Here is an 18,029-nt window from a genome sequence, read left to right as displayed (position 1 = left end):
AGTATCGGTCAGCTACACGCGTTACCGCGCTTCCACCTCCGACCTATCAACGTCATAGTCTACGACGTGCCTTACNGCAGAGATCGTACCAGGCAAGCGCCTGCATTCATCATGTTAAGGTCAAGCCCTCGGCTTATTAGTATCGGTCAGCTACACGCGTTACCGCGCTTCCACCTCCGACCTATCAACGTCATAGTCTACGACGTGCCTTACTCCCGAAGGATGAGAGATCTAATCTTAGGGAGAGTTTCACGCTTAGATGCCTTCAGCGTTTATCTCGTCCGTACATAGCTACCCAGCTATGCCCTTGGCAGGACAACTGGTGCACCAGAGGTACGTCCATCCCGGTCCTCTCGTACTAAGGACAGCTCCCTTCAAATCTCTTACGCCCGCAACAGATAGGGACCGAACTGTCTCACGACGTTCTGAACCCAGCTCGCGTGCCACTTTAATCGGCGAACAGCCGAACCCTTGGGACCGAATACAGCCCCAGGATGTGACGAGCCGACATCGAGGTGCCAAACCTCCCCGTCGCTGTGGACGCTTGGGGGAGATCAGCCTGTTATCCCCAGGGTAGCTTTTATCCGTTGAGCGACGGCACTTCCACTTGCATACCGCCGGATCACTAACTCCAACTTTCGTTACTGCTCGACCCGTCGGTCTCGCAGTTAGGCTCGTTTATGCGTTTACACTCAATGCACGGTTTCCGTCCGTGCTGAACGAACCTTTGAGCGCCTCCGTTACCTTTTAGGAGGCGACCGCCCCAGTCAAACTGCCCACCTAACAGTGTCCCCCGACCGGATTCACGGCCGCAGGTTAGAAATCCAGCAAATCAAGGGTGGTATCCCAAGGGTGGCTCCACCTGAGCTGACGCCCAGGCTTCCAAGCCTCCCACCTATCCTGTACATGATTTACCGAATTCCAGTATTAAGCTACAGTAAAGCTCCATGGGGTCTTTCCGTCTAGTTGCGGGTAACTGGCTTCTTCACCAGTACAACAATTTCGCCGGGTGGGCTGTTGAGACAGTGCCCAAGTCGTTACGCCATTCGTGCGGGTCAGAACTTACCTGACAAGGAATTTCGCTACCTTAGGACCGTTATAGTTACGGCCGCCGTTTACTGGGGCTTCGATTCAAACCTTCGCTTGCGCTAAGCTCTCCTCTTAACCTTCCAGCACCGGGCAGGCGTCAGCCCCTATACGTCATCTTTCGATTTAGCAGAGACCTGTGTTTTTGGTAAACAGTCGCTTGGGCCTATTCGCTGCGGCCTCCCGTAGGAGGCTCCCCTTATCCCGAAGTTACGGGGTCATTTTGCCGAGTTCCTTAACAACCCTTCTCCCGTTGGCCTTAGGATTCTCTCCTCATCTACCTGTGTCGGTTTGCGGTACGGGCACCTTAGTATACCATACACCTTTTCTCGCCACAGAGCATCGCGGACTTCCCTACTTGATTTCGGTCCCTTACGCCCGGGTCAACCAACGCCCGGGTCCCGCTATCTCCATGTGTCAGTGTACTTAAAGTTCGGTGGCTACGGAATTTCAACCGTATGTGCATCGACTACGCCTCGCGGCCTCGCCTTAGCTCCCGGCTTACCCTGGGCGGACGAACCTTCCCCAGGAAACCTTAGATTTTCGGCCATTATGATTCCCACATAATTCTCGCTACTCATTCCGGCATTCTCACTCGTGTAAAGTCCACCGCTGCTTCCGCTACGACTTCACCCCGTACACGACGCTCCCCTACCACTGCCTTGCGGCAATCCCAAGCTTCGGTTGCATGCTTAGCCCCGTTATATTTTCCGCGCAGAGTCACTCGACCAGTGAGCTATTACGCACTCTTTTAATGAGTGGCTGCTTCTAAGCCAACATCCTGGTTGTTTTCGCAACTCCACATCGTTTTCCACTTAGCATACATTTGGGACCTTAGCTGTGGGTCTGGGCTGTTTCCCTTTTGACCACGAGACTTATCTCACGTAGTCTGACTGCTAACCATCAATTATCCGGCATTCAGAGTTTGATAGGGTTCAGTAACCTTATCGGCCCCTAGCCCATTCAGTGCTTTACCTCCGGTAATCTAAGCTAACGCTAGCCCTAAAGCTATTTCGGGGAGAACCAGCTATCTCCGAGTTCGATTGGAATTTCACCGCTATCCACAGGTCATCGCCGACCATTGCAACGGGCGTGCGTTCGGTCCTCCATGGAGTTTTACCTCCACTTCAACCTGCCCATGGATAGGTCACCCGGTTTCGGGTCTATTGCCACTGACTTTATGCGCGCTATTAACACTCGGTTTCCCTTCGCCTCCGGTACTGAATACCTTAAGCTCGCCAGTAACAATAACTCGCCGGACCATTCTACAAAAGGTACCTCATCACACCTTAACGTGCTTTGAGTGCTTGTAAGCACAAGGTTTCAGGTTCTGTTTCACTCCCCTCCCGGGGTCCTTTTCACCTTTCCCTCACGGTACTGCTCCTCTATCGGTCATCAGGTAGTATTTAGGGTTGGAGGGTGGTCCCCCCAGTTTCCCACCGGGTTTCACGTGTCCGGCGGTACTCTGGAACTCGACTGACAGGATTCGTCTTTCGCCTACGGGGCTATCACCCGCTGTGGCCGGCCTTCCCATACCGTTCAGCTAAACTATCCTGCCGTTGTGTCGGTCCGCAACCCCGAAGGATAAATCCTCCGGTTTGCCCTCTTCCGCGTTCGCTCGCCACTACTTGCGGAATCTCTGTTGATTTCTCTTCCTCGCCCTACTTAGATGTTTCAGTTCAGGCGGTTCCCCACCTACGCCTATTTGATTCAACGCAGGCTGACGGAGTATTGCTCCGCCGGGTTTCCCCATTCGGAAATCTGCGGGTCAAAGCTTATGTGCAGCTCACCGCAGCTTATCGCAGCTTGTCACGTCCTTCATCGGCTCCTGATGCCAAGGCATTCCCCTTGCGCTCTTTATAGCTTGACCTTAGTAGAACAGTCTCATTTCTGAGCTGTTCTCTATTCGATCATGAATTATGCAGGCATCACAGAAGTTTGCAATTGGCTACATTGTTTTACCCATTCACTAGAACAGCTATCGCCATTCTATCATTTATAAGTTCCACAACATTGCTGTTTGCCCTCTGTTGCTTGCTCTTGTACTTTCTTCTGCATTGTTCAGTTTTCAAGGTGCTGACTTCCAGCCTCTTTCAAGACCAGATTGAAATACCTGAATCTCAGATACTTCAATCCAATATTGAATTGGTGGAGATAGTCGGGCTCGAACCGACGACCCCCTGCTTGCAAAGCAGGTGCTCTCCCAGCTGAGCTATACCCCCATCGAGAGAGAAGTGGTGGGCCCAAGTGGACTCGAACCACCGACCTCACGATTATCAGTCGTGCGCTCTAGCCAGCTGAGCTATGGGCCCATCTGTACGCGTGTACCCTCTAAATTAAACAACGTGAAAGCTCATTCACTCCAGAAAGCTGACCTTAGGACGTTACAACAGAACTTGTTCTGTTGAAGTCTCCTTAGAAAGGAGGTGATCCAGCCGCACCTTCCGATACGGCTACCTTGTTACGACTTCACCCCAATTATCGAACCCACCTTCGGCCGCGCCCCCATTGCTGTTAGGCTACGGACTTCGGGTGTTCCCGACTCTCATGGTGTGACGGGCGGTGTGTACAAGGCCCGGGAACGTATTCACCGCGGCATGCTGATCCGCGATTACTAGCGATTCCAACTTCATACAGGCGGGTTTCAGCCTGCAATCCGAACTGGGATGGCTTTTAGGGATTTGCTCCACCTCGCGGTATTGCCTCCCTCTGTTAACCACCATTGTAGTACGTGTGTGGCCCAGGACATAAGGGGCATGATGATTTGACGTCGTCCCCACCTTCCTCCGTTTTGTCAACGGCAGTCTCGCTAGAGTGCTCTTGCGTAGCAACTAACAATAAGGGTTGCGCTCGTTGCGGGACTTAACCCAACATCTCACGACACGAGCTGACGACAACCATGCACCACCTGTCTCAACTTTCCCCGAAGGGCACCTAATGCATCTCTGCTTCGTTAGTTGGATGTCAAGCCCTGGTAAGGTTCTTCGCGTTGCTTCGAATTAAACCACATACTCCACCGCTTGTGCGGGCCCCCGTCAATTCCTTTGAGTTTCAACCTTGCGATCGTACTCCCCAGGTGGGATACTTATTGTGTTAACTGCGGCACGGAGGGGGTCAGACCCCCCACACCTAGTATCCATCGTTTACGGCGTGGACCACCAGGGGATTTAAGCCAGTTTGCTCCCCACGTTTTCGCGCCTCAGCGCTAGTTACTTTCCAGCAATTCGCCTTCTTCACTGGCGTCCCTCCTTATATCTACGCATTTAACCCCTACACACGGAATTCCGATTGCCTCTCCAGCACTCAAGAACTACAGTTTCAAACGCAGGCTATGGGTTAAGCCCATAGTTTTCACGCCTGACTTGCAATCCCGCCTACACGCCCTTTACACCCAGTAAATCCGGATAACGCTTGCCACTTACGGATTACCGCGCCTGCTGGCACGTAGCTAGCCGTGGCTTATTCCTCAGGTACCGTCATTTTCTTCGTCCCTGAGAAAAGAAGTTTACAACCCGAAAGCCTTCTTCCTTCACGCGGCGTTGCTGGGTCAGGCTTGCGCCCATTGCCCAATATTCCCCACTGCTGCCTCCCGTAGGAGTCTGGGCCGTGTCTCAGTCCCAATGTGGCCGGTCAACCTCTCAGTCCGGCTACTGATCGTCGCCTTGGTGGGCCGTTACCCCGCCAACTAGCTAATCAGACGCGAGGCCATCTCAGAGCGATAAATCTTTGGCAGTCAGAGCCATGCGGCCCAACTGCATCATGCGGTATTAGCAATCCTTTCGGATTGTTATTCCCCACTCCGAGGCAGGTTCCTCACGCGTTACTCACCCGTCCGCCACTAAGTAACCTAATCAATTGGACGAATCCTCTTTCATAGGCACTCCGTTCGACTTGCATGTGTTAAGTACGCCGCCAGCGTTCATCCTGAGCCAGGATCAAACTCTCAATAAAATGGTATCTAAAGAACTTTCGTTCCTTAAATCAATTTTATTGAAGCCTAATTCATAGCTTCAAAGAAATTTGTCAAGAGCCTTCTTCAAGCTTGCGCTTGTCAGAAGGACTTCTCGTCCTTTCTGGTGCTTCGTGTTTCTCTCACGTTGTTTAATTTACAAGGTACACGCTCTTGTCAACCGGAAGGGCTGACGTGCTATTTATTTTAGCACTTTCGTTTTCGTTTGTCAAGTACTTTTTTCAAGTTTTTTCGGAGCTTTTCAGCTCCGAATTCTTGATTCAAGAACTTTTCAAACTGTTCTTGCCTCTCGGCTCGAACTCGTTTATTTTATCACGCACTCTCAAGTTTGTCAAGCACTTTTTTCTGATTTCTTTCAGAAGTCCGTCCAGGTTCTACCTCGGTCTCTCCTGAATTCCTTCAGTTCTCGGTGCCCTCTCGTGAGGCGCTCAGATAGAATACCACCGGCAGGCGCTTTTGTCAACAGCTTTTTTCACTTTTTTCAGAGTTTTTTTGCCGGCGGCCGGAGACAACAAAATAAGCCGGTCTCCACCCCCTAGCATGCACAAGATATAGGCGCTCTATACCTGCCGCCGCAGCTTTTTTACCAGGAGCAGCAGCAGGGGCAGGAGAAAGCCCGCAATCAGATTGCCCCACAGGGCCAGCCGGTCCATGGTGCGGCTGAGGAAAAAGGCGTCCGGAAAGAGCCACAGCGCTCCGGCCAGAGCCAGCAGCACCAGAGGGAGCACCGTCCATCTGCGCTCTCTGACAGGCAGGATGGTACAGGTCATCTCCGAGCAGGCCCAGGTAAGCAGGGCCAGCAGGGCCAGATCGGAGAGCACCCACAGGGCCAGGATCACCGATTCCACCCGCTGGAAGGTACCCTCGATGCCGATGCCCTTGACCATCATAAAGAAAGGAGTGTTCATCCGCACGGTGAGGCCGGGGCCGAAATTGCCCAGGCATACCGCCTGGAGGGCGGTCAGCGTCAGGCACAGGCCGACCGCCCATTTCATAGCCTTCCGGCGGCCGCCGGGCCGCTGTTCCACACTTCCTCCCAGGAAGGCGGAGAATACCGCATAGCCCAGCAGGCCCAGCACCGGCAGGGCGGTGGCGCCGATCCTGGGCAGGTCCTCTCCCCACAGGGGCAGGATACGGCCCGGGTCCATCTGGAAGGCCCCCATGGCCAGGGACAGGCCCAGGCCGATGGCAAGCGCCAGGAAGAACACCTCCCCCGTCCTGGCCAGCACCCGGACCGGCTTGCTTGCCAGCCAGAGGGTGAGGGCCAGCAGGGCGACCAGGAACAGGGCCAGGGGTGCGTTGCGGTAGCTAACGGTGAGGAAGCGGAGGGCCACCAGCCGGGCGTTGGCGGCCAGAAGGAACATCCCCCAGAACAGATAGAGGCCCACCACCACCCGGCCCAGAACGGGCCCCAGGATCTTCAGCGCCGTCTGGCCCAGGCCGCCGTTTCCGCCTTTGAGCAGGGCAAAGAGCACCCAGCACAGCCCCAGCAGCACCGGCAGGGCGGCCACCGCGGCCAGCCAGCCCCCCTCCCCGGCGATCCGGGCGGTGCGGCCGGGAAGCACCCGTATGGCAGGAGACAGCAGGGCGGCAAAGGTGAGGGTGAGCAGCTGGCGCAGAGAGATCCGGTGGTCGGCCATAGTGGGCCCCCTTTCTTTTTATAATAGTAGGCGGCTATCCGTCGGCGTGGTAGCTGCGCTGGATCACCGCCTCCACCTGGGCGGTGAGGGTCAGATCTTTCATCTCCACCCCGTCCAGCAGGTCGTGCTTGTGCCAGGGGGCCAACAGGGCCGCCGCCCGGCACAGGCCCAGGTAGTCGGCATTATACGCCGCGGACAGGTCCAGGGCGGCCTGGATCCGGTCCCGCTCAACCTGGGCCAGAGCGTCACACAGCGCCTGCCGCCTGCCGTCATCCGCCGCCGAGGGGCCCTCTGCCAGGTTGGCCTCCACCCGGCACTCCACCCGCAGGCCGGTGAGGGCATCCCCCTCAAACACCGGGCGGATAAGGCTGCGGGCCCCCACCACCCGGAGGGCGGCGCTCTCCTGCCCCTCCGGGGCCACCTCCACCACGTCGGCGTCCACCCGGCTGAGGATCAGGTTGATGCCCAGGGCGGCGTCCTGATCCGCCCAGCCCACCAGAGCCCCATCTTTCAGAATGCCGTATCCGGCGGCGGTGAGGGTATCGTCGGCGGAGAGGGCGGGGGCGAAGGAGGCTCCCCGGTCCTCCAGATCGGCCAGCACATCCTTGACAGAGCGGGTCATGGTGTCGGCGGTAAGGCCCACATCCTCCGCCAGGGCCTCCAGCCGGTCGGTAGCGGAGCCGTCCTCCGCCGCCGCGGCCATGGCCTGTCCCGCCTCACCGTCCCGCACCAGGTAGAGGGCGGTCTCCAGCCGCATTTCCACATCCCGGAGCACGTAGTCCAGGGAGGGGTTCACCCCCCGGCGTGCCAGCTCCTCCCCCAGCAGCAGCTGGCCCACGTGGCCGAAGTACAGGTAGGAGGAGCCCTGGGACTGCATGGTGAGGACGGCGGCACTGACGGTATCGGCCCGGCCGGACACCACGCGGGCCTCCTCCCCCTCCCGGGTGCCGCCGGAGGCGGTGACCGTCACGCCCTCCCCGTCCCCGTCCACCCCCAGGGTACGCACCAGCTCCATGTCCTCGATCTCCCGGGCGTAGGGCAGCATGCCGGTGAGGGACAGAGGGGCGCAGCCCGACAGGAGGGCCATGGCCGCCGCCAGCAGAACAACTGCCGCCCGCCTCATCGCTGCTTCCTCCGGTTGAGCGGGTGGAGGGCGGGAGGCCGGTCCTTGATCTGGGGCAGGGGCCGGCGGAGAAACACGTGCTCCCTGGCCTCCTTCCCGGCGCTGACGGCGAAGGGGGTGAGGTAGGGCACGCCGAAGCTCTCCAGCCCCGCCAGGTGGACCACCAGGGCGGCGGCCCCGATAATGGCGCCGAAGAGCCCGGCCACGCTGGCCAGCAGAGCCAGCAGGAACCGCCACAGCCGCAGGGCGCCGGACAGCTCCTGGGAGGGCATGGTGTACCCGGCGATGCCGGCGATGGCCACCACGATAAGCACGGCGGGCGAGACGATCTTGGCCTCCACCGCCGCACTGCCCACCACCAGACCGCCGATGATGGACACGGTCTGGCCGATGGACTGGGGCAGCCGCAGGCCGGCTTCCTGGAGGATCTCAAAGGCCAGCAGCAGGACGATGACCTCAAAGCCGGACCGGAAGGGCACGTCCTGCTTGGCGGCGATGATGGACAGGGCCAGCCTGGTGGGGATCATCTCCTGGTGGAAGGTGACCATGGCCACGTAGAGGGCGGGGAGAAAGAGGGTGACGATCATGCACAGGTAGCGCAGCAGGGTGAGGGTGGTGGCCAGCAGCCAGCTGGAGGACTTGTCCTGGGGGGCCTGGAGGAAGTTGCCCAGCACCGCCGGGGTGAGGTAGCCCAGGGGGATGCCGTCGATGAGCAGGCCCACCCGCCCCTCGGACAGCCCGGCGCAGAAGCGGTCGGACCGCTCGGTGTACTGCACCAGGGGGAAGGGGGTGCGCTGGGCGGGGACGATATACTCCTCAATGTTGCCGGTGGCGAATACCCCGTCGATGTCGATGGCCCGGAGCTGGTCCAGCAGCGCGTTTACCAGGGTGGGGTCGGTGAGGCCTTCAATATAGAGCACGTCCACCGCCGTCACCGACTGGCGGCCCACCAGCTCCTCCACAATGCGCAGCTCAGGGGCCTTCAGGTGGCGGCGGACGATGCTGGTGTTGGTGCGCACGCTCTCCACGAAGCCGTCCCGGGACCCCTTGAGCACCGTCTCATTGTCCGGGGCGGACACCGAGCGTTTCTCCTCGGTGCCCACAAAAAAGGACAGCACGTCCGATTCCCCGGGAAAAAACAGCAGGCACCAGCCGTCTACCAGATCAAAGGCTCCCTGGTCCAGGGTGGTCCGCCGGGCCACCCCCAGGTTGTAGAGGGCACCCGATTCCATCCGCTCCATGGCCTGGGCCAGAGTGGCGCACCGGCGCAGGCCCTCGTCCTCCGCCAGGGGCTTGAGCACATAGTCGCTCACCCGCTCCATGCGCACCATGCCCTCCAGATAGCACAGGGTGAGGGTGCAGGCGCTCTCCCCCTCCAGGGCCGCCGTCCGGCGGGTGAAGTCCACGCTGCCGGCAAAGATCCCTTCCAGCCGGTCCACGGTCAGGGGCCCGTCGTACCGGGGCTCCTTCCTGGGGTGGGGCACCGTTTTTTCCCGCTGTTCCGCCAAAACCTTCCCTCCCGTTCTGTTCCGACCTGTTGTTGTAGTATAGCGGTCCGCCGCCGGTTTATACGTTTTTTGGAAAAAGGGGCTTGACAAGGGGCAGGCGGTCGGTTATACTGTAGCAAATTAAATCGGCAAACCGATGAAGAAGAGGAGTAGTCCGGTATCAAGGCCTCACAGAGAGCCGCGGGTGGTGGGATCGCGGCAGGCGGCGTCCGGGTGAATGGACTTCTGAGGGCACAGCGAAAGGGAGACCGAGTAGCGCGACGGGGACTCCGCCCGTTATCAGGGGAGCTCGTGCTGGCTGGCGCGGGAAAGTGAGCGGGCGTATGGTCGTTCCATACGTCAATCCGGGTGGCACCGCAGAGGTTTTACGCCTTTGTCCCAGAGAATCTTTGGGACGGGGGCGTTTTTTCATGCCCTCTCCCGCAAAACAAAATGCAAAGGAGTGCATGAACATGACAAAGATCCCTCACCGCCTGTATCTGACCGAAGACCAGATGCCTCAGAAATGGTTCAACCTCCGCTCCGCCATGGCCGAGCAGCCCGATCCCCTGATCCACCCCGGCACCCTCCAGCCCCTGTCGGTGGCCGACCTGTCCCCCATCTTCTGTGAGGAGCTGGCCCGCCAGGAGCTGGACGGCGTCACGGAGTATGTGGACATTCCCGAGGAGATCCAGGAGGTCTACAAGATGTACCGCCCCTCCCCCCTGATCCGGGCCTACGCCCTGGAGAAGGCACTGGACACCCCGGCGAAGATCTACTATAAATTTGAGGGCAACAACACCTCCAGCTCCCACAAGCTGAACTCCGCCGTGGCCCAGGCCTACTACGCCAAGCAGCAGGGCCTCACCGGGGTCACCACCGAGACCGGCGCCGGCCAGTGGGGCACCGCCCTCAGCGAGGCCTGCTCCTACTTTGGGCTGACCTGCGACGTATTTATGGTAAAGTGCTCCTATGAGCAGAAGCCCTTCCGCAAGGCGGTGATGAACGTATTCGACGCCTCCATCACGCCCTCCCCCTCCCCCACCACCGAGATCGGCAAAAAGATCCTGGCGGAGAATCCGGGCACCACCGGAAGCCTGGGCTGTGCCATCTCCGAGGCGGTGGAGGCCGCCGTGGGCAGCGGCGGCACCAAGCGGTACGTGCTGGGCAGCGTGCTCAACCAGGTGCTCCTCCACCAGTCCATCATCGGCCTGGAGAGCAAGCTGGCCATGGAGCAGCTGGGGGAGTACCCCGACGTGGTGGTGGGCTGCGCCGGCGGCGGCTCCAACCTGGGCGGCCTCATCGCCCCCTTCATGGCCGACAAGCTGAAGGGCATCAAAAATCCCCGCATCGTGGCGGTGGAGCCCGCCTCCTGCCCCTCCCTCACCCGGGGCAAGTACGCCTACGACTTCTGCGACACCGGCAAGGTCACTCCCCTGGCCCGGATGTACACCCTGGGCTGCGGCTTCATCCCCTCCGCCAACCACGCCGGCGGCCTGCGCTACCACGGCATGAGCCCCATCCTGTCCAAGCTATACCACGACGGGTATATGGAAGCGGTGGCCTACGAGCAGTCCAAGGTCTTTGAGGCGGCGGTGCTGTTCGCCAAGAAGGAGACCATCCTCCCCGCCCCCGAGTCCGCCCACGCCATCAAGGGAGCCATCGACGAGGCGCTGAAGTGCAAGGAGAGCGGCGAGGCCAGGACCATCCTCTTCGGCCTCACCGGCACCGGCTACTTCGACATGACCGCCTATGAGAACTACCTCAGCGGGAAGATGACCGACTATATCCCCACCGACGCCGACCTGCAGAAGGGCTTCGATTCCCTGCCCGATATCCCCCAGAACAAGGGCATCTGAAAAAAGGAAACTTTTTGTTGCACATTCTCTCTTTGGTGGCTATAATAATGGGGACTAAATGATAAAGAAGGTTTTTGTCATGGAATTCCGCGCCAATGAGGGAAAAAGCGTCAATATAGAGGTCAACGGAAAGACCTACGCCCGCCACGCCATCCACACCCACTTTGTCCAGGTGGGCGAGAGCTACATCGACCTGGTGGAGAAGTACGTCAAGCCCCTGTGGCAGCCCGGCGATCTGCTCTCCTCCAGTGAGAAGATCATCGGCCTGTGCCAGAAGCGGGTGGTGTACAAGAAGGACATGAAGGTGGGCCGGCTGGCCAAGTTCCTGTCCCGGTTTGCCTCCCACTCCACCGCCGGCATCGGCGTGGACAGCCCCTACAAGATGCAGTTTGCCATCAACGAGCGGGGCGCCCTGTTCGTGATCTGGGCCGCCTTCTGCGCCGGCATCGGCAAGCTGTTCGGCAAGCGGGGCGTGTTTTACGAGATGGTGGGCCAGGAGGTGTCCGGTCTGGACGGCTTCTATGACCACGAGTTCCAGGAGTACGGCGAGTTCGGCATCCGCATCCCGGAGAATCCCGGCAAGGTGTGCGACGAGATCGAGGCGGCCACCGGTGTCCAGGCCATGATCGTGGATGCCAACGACCTGAACGTGGAGATCCTGGGCAAGGCCTCCTCCATCACCCTGGATGATGAGACCCTGAAGGGCCTGATCCGGGACAATCCCGCCGGCCAGTCCCGGGAGCTGACCCCCTTTATCCTGATCCGCCCGGTGGATTGATCTGTTTCCTCCAAAACGCCCGCTGAAAAGCGGGCGTTTTGTTGTTTTCCCGGGCTTCCCCGCTAAAATGGCCTTGTATTCCGCTGAACCATCCAGTATAATGGAAGATGCCCCGGTACGCCGCGGGCTGAATGAACGTAAAAGGGGTGTTTCCCATGGAACTGAAAAATTTCGATAATATTATCAGCCGGGTCCCCAAACTTGACTCCCCCCTGCGGGTGGTACTGGCGGGCTCCGACGGTGAAAACATGCTCCAGGGTGTATTCCAGGCCCAGAAGGAGGGCTTTGTGCAGCCTGTGCTGGTGGGCGACCGGGCCCGCACCATGGTCCAGCTGGAGAAGCTGGGGCTGGACAAGGAACCCTATACCATGGTGGATACCCCTCCCGGACATAATGTGACCCAGGCCGCCATCGACATCATCCACTGCGGCGACGGCGACATCCTGATGCGGGGCAACCTGCCCACCCGTGACTTCCTGATGCCGGTGCTGGACCGGAAAAACGGCCTGCGCACCGACCGGCTCATGAGCCACGTGTCCCTGGCCTCCATCCCCGAGTACCCCAAGCTGCTGGCCCTGTCGGACATGACGGTGATCGTCAATCCCAACCCCACCCAGAAGAAGGCCATCATCAAGAACACCGCCGACGCCCTGAAGGCCTTCGGCTATGAGAACCCCAAGCTGGCCCTGATGGCTCTGGTGGAGAACGTGAACTTCCACATGCCCGACACCATCGAGGCCCAGCGGCTGGTCACCGAGCAGAAGCAGCACCCCTTTGCCGACTGCGAGCTGTGGGGCCCCATCTCCTACGACCTGATTATCTCCAAGGAGGCCTGCCGGCTGAAGCACTACGACTGTCCCTGGGCGGGCGGCGGCTTCGACGGCATCATCGCCCAGGACCTGATCGCCGCCAACACCCTGGTGAAGAGCTGGCTGATCCACGCCCACGCCGTCACCTGTGGCGCGGTGGTGGGCGCCAAGGTGCCCATCGCCCTCACCTCCCGCTCGGCCAACGCGGAGGAAAGCTTCCTCTCCCTGGTGTTCTGCGCGGTGCTCAACGAGTGGCGCAAGACCCAGAACAACTGAGCAGATACATCAAACCGGCGGACGCCAAAAGCGTCCGCCGGTTTTTCTTTATACCCGGGCAGGCTGGCGGTGGGGGCGCTGCACCCCGCTCCGGCCCACGGCCTTCACGGCCTCGCACACCACCACCGGGGTCAGGGCCAGGCCCAGCACCGTCCCCCACTGGGGCAGGGTCAAAGCCACGGTGCCGAACACCAGCTGCAGCGGGGGCACCAGCAGCACCGCCAGCTGCATGGCCAGGCCGATGAGAAAGGCCTTGTTCATGGCCGGATTGGTCCACAGGCCGATGTGGAACAAGGAGGCCTCCTCGCTGCGCACGTCGAAGGCGTGGAACAGCTGGGACAGAGTGAGGGTGGCAAAGGCCATGGTGTTGGCCGCCCCCGCGCCCCCCTCCGGCAGCACTGCCCAGCCCAGGAACCAGGCCGCCAGGGTGAGCGCCCCCACCATCACTCCCTGCCAGGCCAGCCGGAAGGCGAAGCCCCCGGCAAAGAGGGAGGCCTTGGCGTCCCGGGGTGGGCGCTCCATGATGCCCTCCTCGGCGTTCTCCACCCCCAGGGCCAGGGCGGGGAGGGAATCGGTGACCAGATTAAGCCACAGGAGCTGTACCGGGGTCAGGGGCATCTGGGGAAACCGGAGGGCGGTGGCGCAGAAGATGGTGAGAATCTCCCCGATGTTGCAGGAGAGCAGGTAGTGGATGGCCTTCTTGATGTTGGCGTAGATCCCTCTCCCCTCCTCCACCGCGGCCACGATGGTGGCAAAGTTGTCGTCGGTGAGGATCATGTCCGCCGCCCCCTTGGCCACGTCGGTGCCGCTGCGTCCCATGGCGCAGCCGATGTCGGCGGTCTTGAGGGCGGGGGCGTCGTTCACCCCGTCCCCCGTCATGGCCACCACCTTTCCGTTGGCCTGCCAGGCCTTTACGATGCGCATCTTGTGCTCGGGCGACACCCGGGCGTACACCGAGAAGCGCTCCACTTCCTCCTCCAGAGCCTCCTGGGGCAGGAAGTCCAGGTCCTCTCCGGTGACCGCAAGGTCCCCGGGCCGGTAAATGCCCAGCTCCCGGGCCACCGCCACGGCGGTGAGCTTGTGGTCGCCGGTGATCATCACCGGCCGGATGCCGGCGGCAAAGCACTGCTCCACCGCCCGTCTAGCCTCCGGCCGGGGCGGGTCCATCATACCGATGAGGCCCACGAAGGTGAGCTCCTGCTCCAGGGTGCGGCTGTTCAGCTCCCGGGGGAGGAACTCCAGCTCCCGGCAGGCTACCCCCAGCACCCGCAGGGCCCGGTCCGCCATGCCCTCATTCCGGGCATTCACCCACCGGAGCATCTCAGGGGACAGCCTGCACCGGGGAGCCAGCACGTCGGGGGCCCCTTTCACCAGCACCCGGAAGCCCCCGCCGGGCCGGGCATGGATGGTAGTCATCAGCTTGCGCTGGGAATCGAAGGGCAGCTCCCCCTTCCGGGGATACTGGGCCTCCAGCTGGTTCTTGTCCAGCCCCTCCCGGGCCGCCGCCTCGGTGAGGGCCGCCTCGGTGGGGTCCCCGGCGGCCACCGGCTCCCGGCCCCGCCAGGACAGCACCGCATCCCCGCACAGGGCGGCGATGGTCAGAGCCTCCTGCCGCTTTCCCTTTTCCAGGGTCCACACCTCGGTGACCGTCATCCTGTTCTGGGTCAAAGTGCCCGTCTTGTCCGAGCACACCACCCCGGCACACCCCAGGGTCTCCACCGCCGGCAGTTTTTTTACAATGGCCCGGCGCTTGGCCATCCGGCCCACCCCCATGGCCAGCACGATGGTGACGATGGCGGGCAGGCCCTCGGGAATGGCGGCCACCGCCAGGCTCACCGCCGTCAGAAACATGTCCAGCAGGTTCCGGCCCTGGAGGGCCCCTACCCCGAACATCACCGCGCACACGCACAGGCAGACAAAGGAGAGGGTGGCGGAAATTTCCCCCATCTTTTTTTGTAAAGGCGTTTTGCTTTCTCCCTTTTCCAGCAGGAGACCGGCGATGCGGCCCATCTCCGTATCCATACCGGTGGCGGTGACCACGCACCGGCAGCGGCCCCGGGTGACCACGGTGGAGGCTGCCACCATATTGGTCCGCTCGGCCAGCGGGGTGTCCTGGGGCAGGGGTCCGGCCGCCTCTTTGGACACCGGGGCGGATTCCCCGGTAAGGGCGCTCTCGTCGGTCTCCAGCCCCGCCGCCTCCAGGATGCGGCCGTCGGCGGGCACCAGGTCCCCCGCCTCCAGCCTGATGATGTCCCCCGGTACCAGGGCCTGGGCGTCCAGCCGGATCTCCCGGCCGCCCCGGATCACCCGGGCCTGAGGGGCGGACATCTGCCGCAGGGCGTCCAGAGCCCGCTGGGCGCTGTCCTCCTGGGACAGGGAAATGCAGGCGTTTACCGCCACGATGCCTAAAATAATGGCGGCGTCCAGCCAGTCCTCCCCGCCCCCGGCCCACAGGGACAGGGCCGCCGCCGCCAGCAGCACCAGGATCATGGGGTCCTTCAGCTGTCCCAGCAGCCGCAGGGGCAGGCTCCGCCGCCGGGTCTCCTCCAGCCGGTTGGGCCCGTACCGGGCCAGACGGCCCTCCGCCTCCTCCCGGCTCAGACCCCGCTCCCGGTCGGTCTCCAGCTCGCTCAGGACCTGCCCGGCGCTCTGTCCGTGCCAGCTGCTCATAGGTCCTCCCTCCTTGTCCATCCAGTTTTTTCCTGTGGACAAGTATAGCAAAACCCCCTGCCGGATTCGGGGGAAAACCGGCAGGGGGCAAAAAGAATGTTCAGCCGGGCTGTGACAGCGCCCGGGCCAGGGCCCTGAGGAACACCAGGTTGCTGGGCCGGATCCCGGGCAGGCCCCCCAGCAGGGCCTGGTAGCCGGGGGAGGCGGCCCGGTGGAGCTTGTCCACCATGGCGCGGATGTTCTTCTCCACGCCGGCGTAGTTGGTGCCGTCGGCAGCGATGGTGGGGGCGTAGGCCTGCTTGAGCAGGGCCTCCCCGTCCCGGGCCAGCACAGCGGCGGCCCGGGCGGCGGCGGTCACCCCCCGGCCCCGGGCGCCCATGGCCTCCAGCAGCTCCACACCCCGCTGGATCAGGGGCTGGAGGCACAGTCCCTCCAGCAGGGCGGGCAGAACCTGGAAATTCAGGGGCTTGACCAGGTAGTAGCTGGCCCCCAGACTGAGGGCATGGCGGATGAGAGCCGGGCCGGCGGCCTGGGAGGTGATCACCACCACCGGCCGGTCCTTCTTCCTGCCCATGGCCCGCAGGAAGCCCAGTCCGTCCAGGCCGGGCATGATGAGATCCAGCAGCACCGCATCGGGCCGCAGCTTTTCCAGCAGCTCCAACCCCTCCAGCCCGTCGGCGGCCAGGCCGCACAGCTCGATTTCCTCCAGGCCGGACAGAACGGCGGACAGCAGAGTGCGGGTGGCGGGATCATCCTCCACCGCCAGCACCCGAATGGCCCCGGCCATCCCCTACTTCTCCGGCAGGGCAGCCCGGACCGGACGCTCCGGGCCGGCCCGCAGCACCCGGCTCAGCTTCCGCTGTCTCGTTCCCCGTTTCTCCATGGTACCTCCGTTCTCCCCTGCAAAATGGCTGTTATAAGAACAGCCCGCCAAAAAAGCGATCGGTCTTTTTTGGCGGGCTGCATCTCTGGGTCCGGGTTGTGCTCAGGCAGCAGGGCTCTCCACCGGAGCCTCGCTGGCGGCGGGAGTTTCCGTCTCCGCTGCGGGGCTGGCGGTAGCCTGGGCGGCCGCCTCGGCCTCCTTCTCCGCCTGCCACTGCTTGGCCAGTTCCATCAGCTTGTCATAGAAAGCCTTGGGGTCCAGGGCATCGTAGGCGGCGGTGGTCTCCACCGTGGCGTCGGCCATCCACTGGTCGATGATCTGGTTCATGGCATAGTTGGCGTACACCCCACGGGTGTCCTCATTGTCGGCGCTCTGGCCCAGCAGGATGTGGTAGCCGTAATCGGTCTCCACGGGCTGGCTGATCTCGCCCTCCTCCAGGGCGACACCCGCCTGTACGAAGGCGCTCACCAGGCTGCCGCTGCCGTCCACCATGGAGCCGTCGGAGAAGAACGTATAGCCCCCGGGCTTTACCAGCTCGTTGGTGTCCGGATCCCGGCCGTCCTGGCTCTTCTCATTCATGGCGTCCTCAAAGGCGGCCACAGGGTCGTCAGCGCCCTGGATCTCGGCCAGCAGGGCGTCGGCCTCCGCCTTCACCTCCGCCTTCTGCTCGTCGGTGACATCGCTGCCGTCCTCATTGGTGGGGAAGGCCAGCAGGATGTGCTTGCAGCTGTGGATGCCCTCGTCCTCGATCATCTTCTGGATGTCCTCGTCGGTGGCCTCGAACTCTCCGGCCTCGTCATACTTGTCCTTGAGGTCGCTCACCAGCACAGGGATCTCAAAGGCCATCTTCTGGTAGGCCGCCCGGGAAATGCACTGCTGGTCCAGGTACTCCTGGAGGGTGACGCCGTAGTACATCTCCAGGCTGGAGGACAGGCTGTCCATCTGGCTCTGGATATTGGTCTGCTCCTCCTCGCTGAGGGACATGCCCTCCTCCTTGAGCTTGCTCATAGCCACGGTGTAGAGCTTGGTACTCTCCAGAGCGGCCTGCTTCAGGTAGTCGGCGGTGGGGGTGCCGTCGATCTCCTCCTCCCAGGCGTCGTCATCGGCCAGATAGCCGCTGTTCTTGGCCTGGGCGACGGCGTTGAGCAGCCAGTACAGATATTCGTCGGCCACCGCGTCCTCGCCGTTGGCGGTAAAGAGCACCGTGTCCCGGGTGATCCCGGCGGTCTGATAGGCCACGTCGTCGGCAGCGGGGGTGCCGGTGGGCGTGGGATCGGTAGGCTGGGTGCAGCCGGTGAGGGTGCCTAGCAGCAGCGCACCGGACAGGCCGGCACACAGGAGCTTTTTCCAATTCATCGTTCAAAATCCTCCTTATTGCATCAAGCAGGGTACAGTGTACACCATTTTATCCGTTTAGGCAAGAAAAGCGGGGTATATTTATGAAGAAT

The 18,029-nt window shown here is 61.6% G+C and carries 9 protein-coding genes, 2 tRNA genes and 2 rRNA genes; 3 read left to right on the top strand and 10 right to left on the bottom strand.

Annotated elements, in window-relative coordinates:
- Positions 1 to 116: 116 nt before the first annotated feature.
- The 7 genes from E0E41_RS11630 to E0E41_RS11600 form a co-directional block, all read right to left on the bottom strand.
- A 23S ribosomal RNA gene (locus E0E41_RS11630) occupies positions 117 to 2,956 on the bottom strand.
- A gap of 276 nt (positions 2,957 to 3,232) precedes the next feature.
- Positions 3,233 to 3,308, bottom strand: a tRNA-Ala gene (locus E0E41_RS11625).
- A gap of 13 nt (positions 3,309 to 3,321) precedes the next feature.
- Positions 3,322 to 3,398: transfer RNA gene (locus E0E41_RS11620), tRNA-Ile, on the bottom strand.
- Positions 3,399 to 3,505: 107 nt separating this feature from the next.
- A 16S ribosomal RNA gene (locus E0E41_RS11615) occupies positions 3,506 to 5,037 on the bottom strand.
- Together the 16S and 23S rRNA genes with 2 tRNA genes alongside form the textbook arrangement of a ribosomal RNA operon.
- A gap of 579 nt (positions 5,038 to 5,616) precedes the next feature.
- On the bottom strand, positions 5,617 to 6,696 hold the full coding sequence (locus E0E41_RS11610; RefSeq protein WP_130870053.1) for a GerAB/ArcD/ProY family transporter: 1,080 nt from the start codon (positions 6,694 to 6,696) through the stop codon (positions 5,617 to 5,619).
- A gap of 34 nt (positions 6,697 to 6,730) precedes the next feature.
- Entirely contained in the window at positions 6,731 to 7,819 is a 1,089-nt protein-coding gene (locus E0E41_RS19160) for a Ger(x)C family spore germination C-terminal domain-containing protein (protein WP_130870052.1), read from the bottom strand.
- Entirely contained in the window at positions 7,816 to 9,327 is a 1,512-nt protein-coding gene (locus tag E0E41_RS11600; protein ID WP_130870051.1) for a spore germination protein, read from the bottom strand. The genes E0E41_RS19160 and E0E41_RS11600 overlap by 4 nt, the downstream gene beginning before the upstream one ends.
- Before the next feature lie 452 nt (positions 9,328 to 9,779).
- On the opposite strand from E0E41_RS11600, the gene E0E41_RS11595 reads away from it, so the two are divergent.
- From E0E41_RS11595 to E0E41_RS11585, 3 genes are all read left to right on the top strand, one after another.
- Entirely contained in the window at positions 9,780 to 11,165 is a 1,386-nt protein-coding gene (locus E0E41_RS11595; protein ID WP_130870050.1) for a TrpB-like pyridoxal phosphate-dependent enzyme, read from the top strand.
- A 58-nt stretch (positions 11,166 to 11,223) separates the two neighbouring features.
- The gene (locus E0E41_RS11590) at positions 11,224 to 11,943 is read left to right on the top strand and encodes a F420-0--gamma-glutamyl ligase (RefSeq protein ID WP_242623766.1); all 720 of its coding nucleotides are present in this window, start codon (positions 11,224 to 11,226) and stop codon (positions 11,941 to 11,943) included.
- Between the two features lie 155 nt (positions 11,944 to 12,098).
- Positions 12,099 to 13,028 (top strand): phosphate acyltransferase, encoded by a 930-nt coding sequence (locus E0E41_RS11585; RefSeq protein ID WP_165450543.1) that lies wholly within the window; start codon positions 12,099 to 12,101, stop codon positions 13,026 to 13,028.
- A gap of 48 nt (positions 13,029 to 13,076) precedes the next feature.
- Here E0E41_RS11585 and E0E41_RS11580 read toward each other — a convergent pair whose 3' ends face one another.
- The 3 genes from E0E41_RS11580 to E0E41_RS11570 form a co-directional block, all read right to left on the bottom strand.
- Positions 13,077 to 15,698 (bottom strand): cation-translocating P-type ATPase, encoded by a 2,622-nt coding sequence (locus E0E41_RS11580; RefSeq protein WP_130870047.1) that lies wholly within the window; start codon positions 15,696 to 15,698, stop codon positions 13,077 to 13,079.
- Positions 15,699 to 15,798: 100 nt separating this feature from the next.
- On the bottom strand, positions 15,799 to 16,485 hold the full coding sequence (locus E0E41_RS11575) for a response regulator (protein WP_130870046.1): 687 nt from the start codon (positions 16,483 to 16,485) through the stop codon (positions 15,799 to 15,801).
- A 198-nt stretch (positions 16,486 to 16,683) separates the two neighbouring features.
- A complete protein-coding gene (locus E0E41_RS11570) occupies positions 16,684 to 17,937 on the bottom strand; it encodes a peptidylprolyl isomerase (protein ID WP_130870045.1) in 1,254 nt (417 codons plus the stop codon).
- Positions 17,938 to 18,029: the final 92 nt, after the last annotated feature.

The organism is Intestinimonas massiliensis (ex Afouda et al. 2020) (genome assembly GCF_900626285.1).
In the GTDB taxonomy this organism is placed as follows: Bacteria; Bacillota; Clostridia; order Oscillospirales; family Oscillospiraceae; genus Flavonifractor; species Flavonifractor massiliensis_A.
The sequence above is the reverse complement of the archived record's forward strand: the minus strand, read 5'-3'. Positions and strand labels throughout refer to the sequence as shown.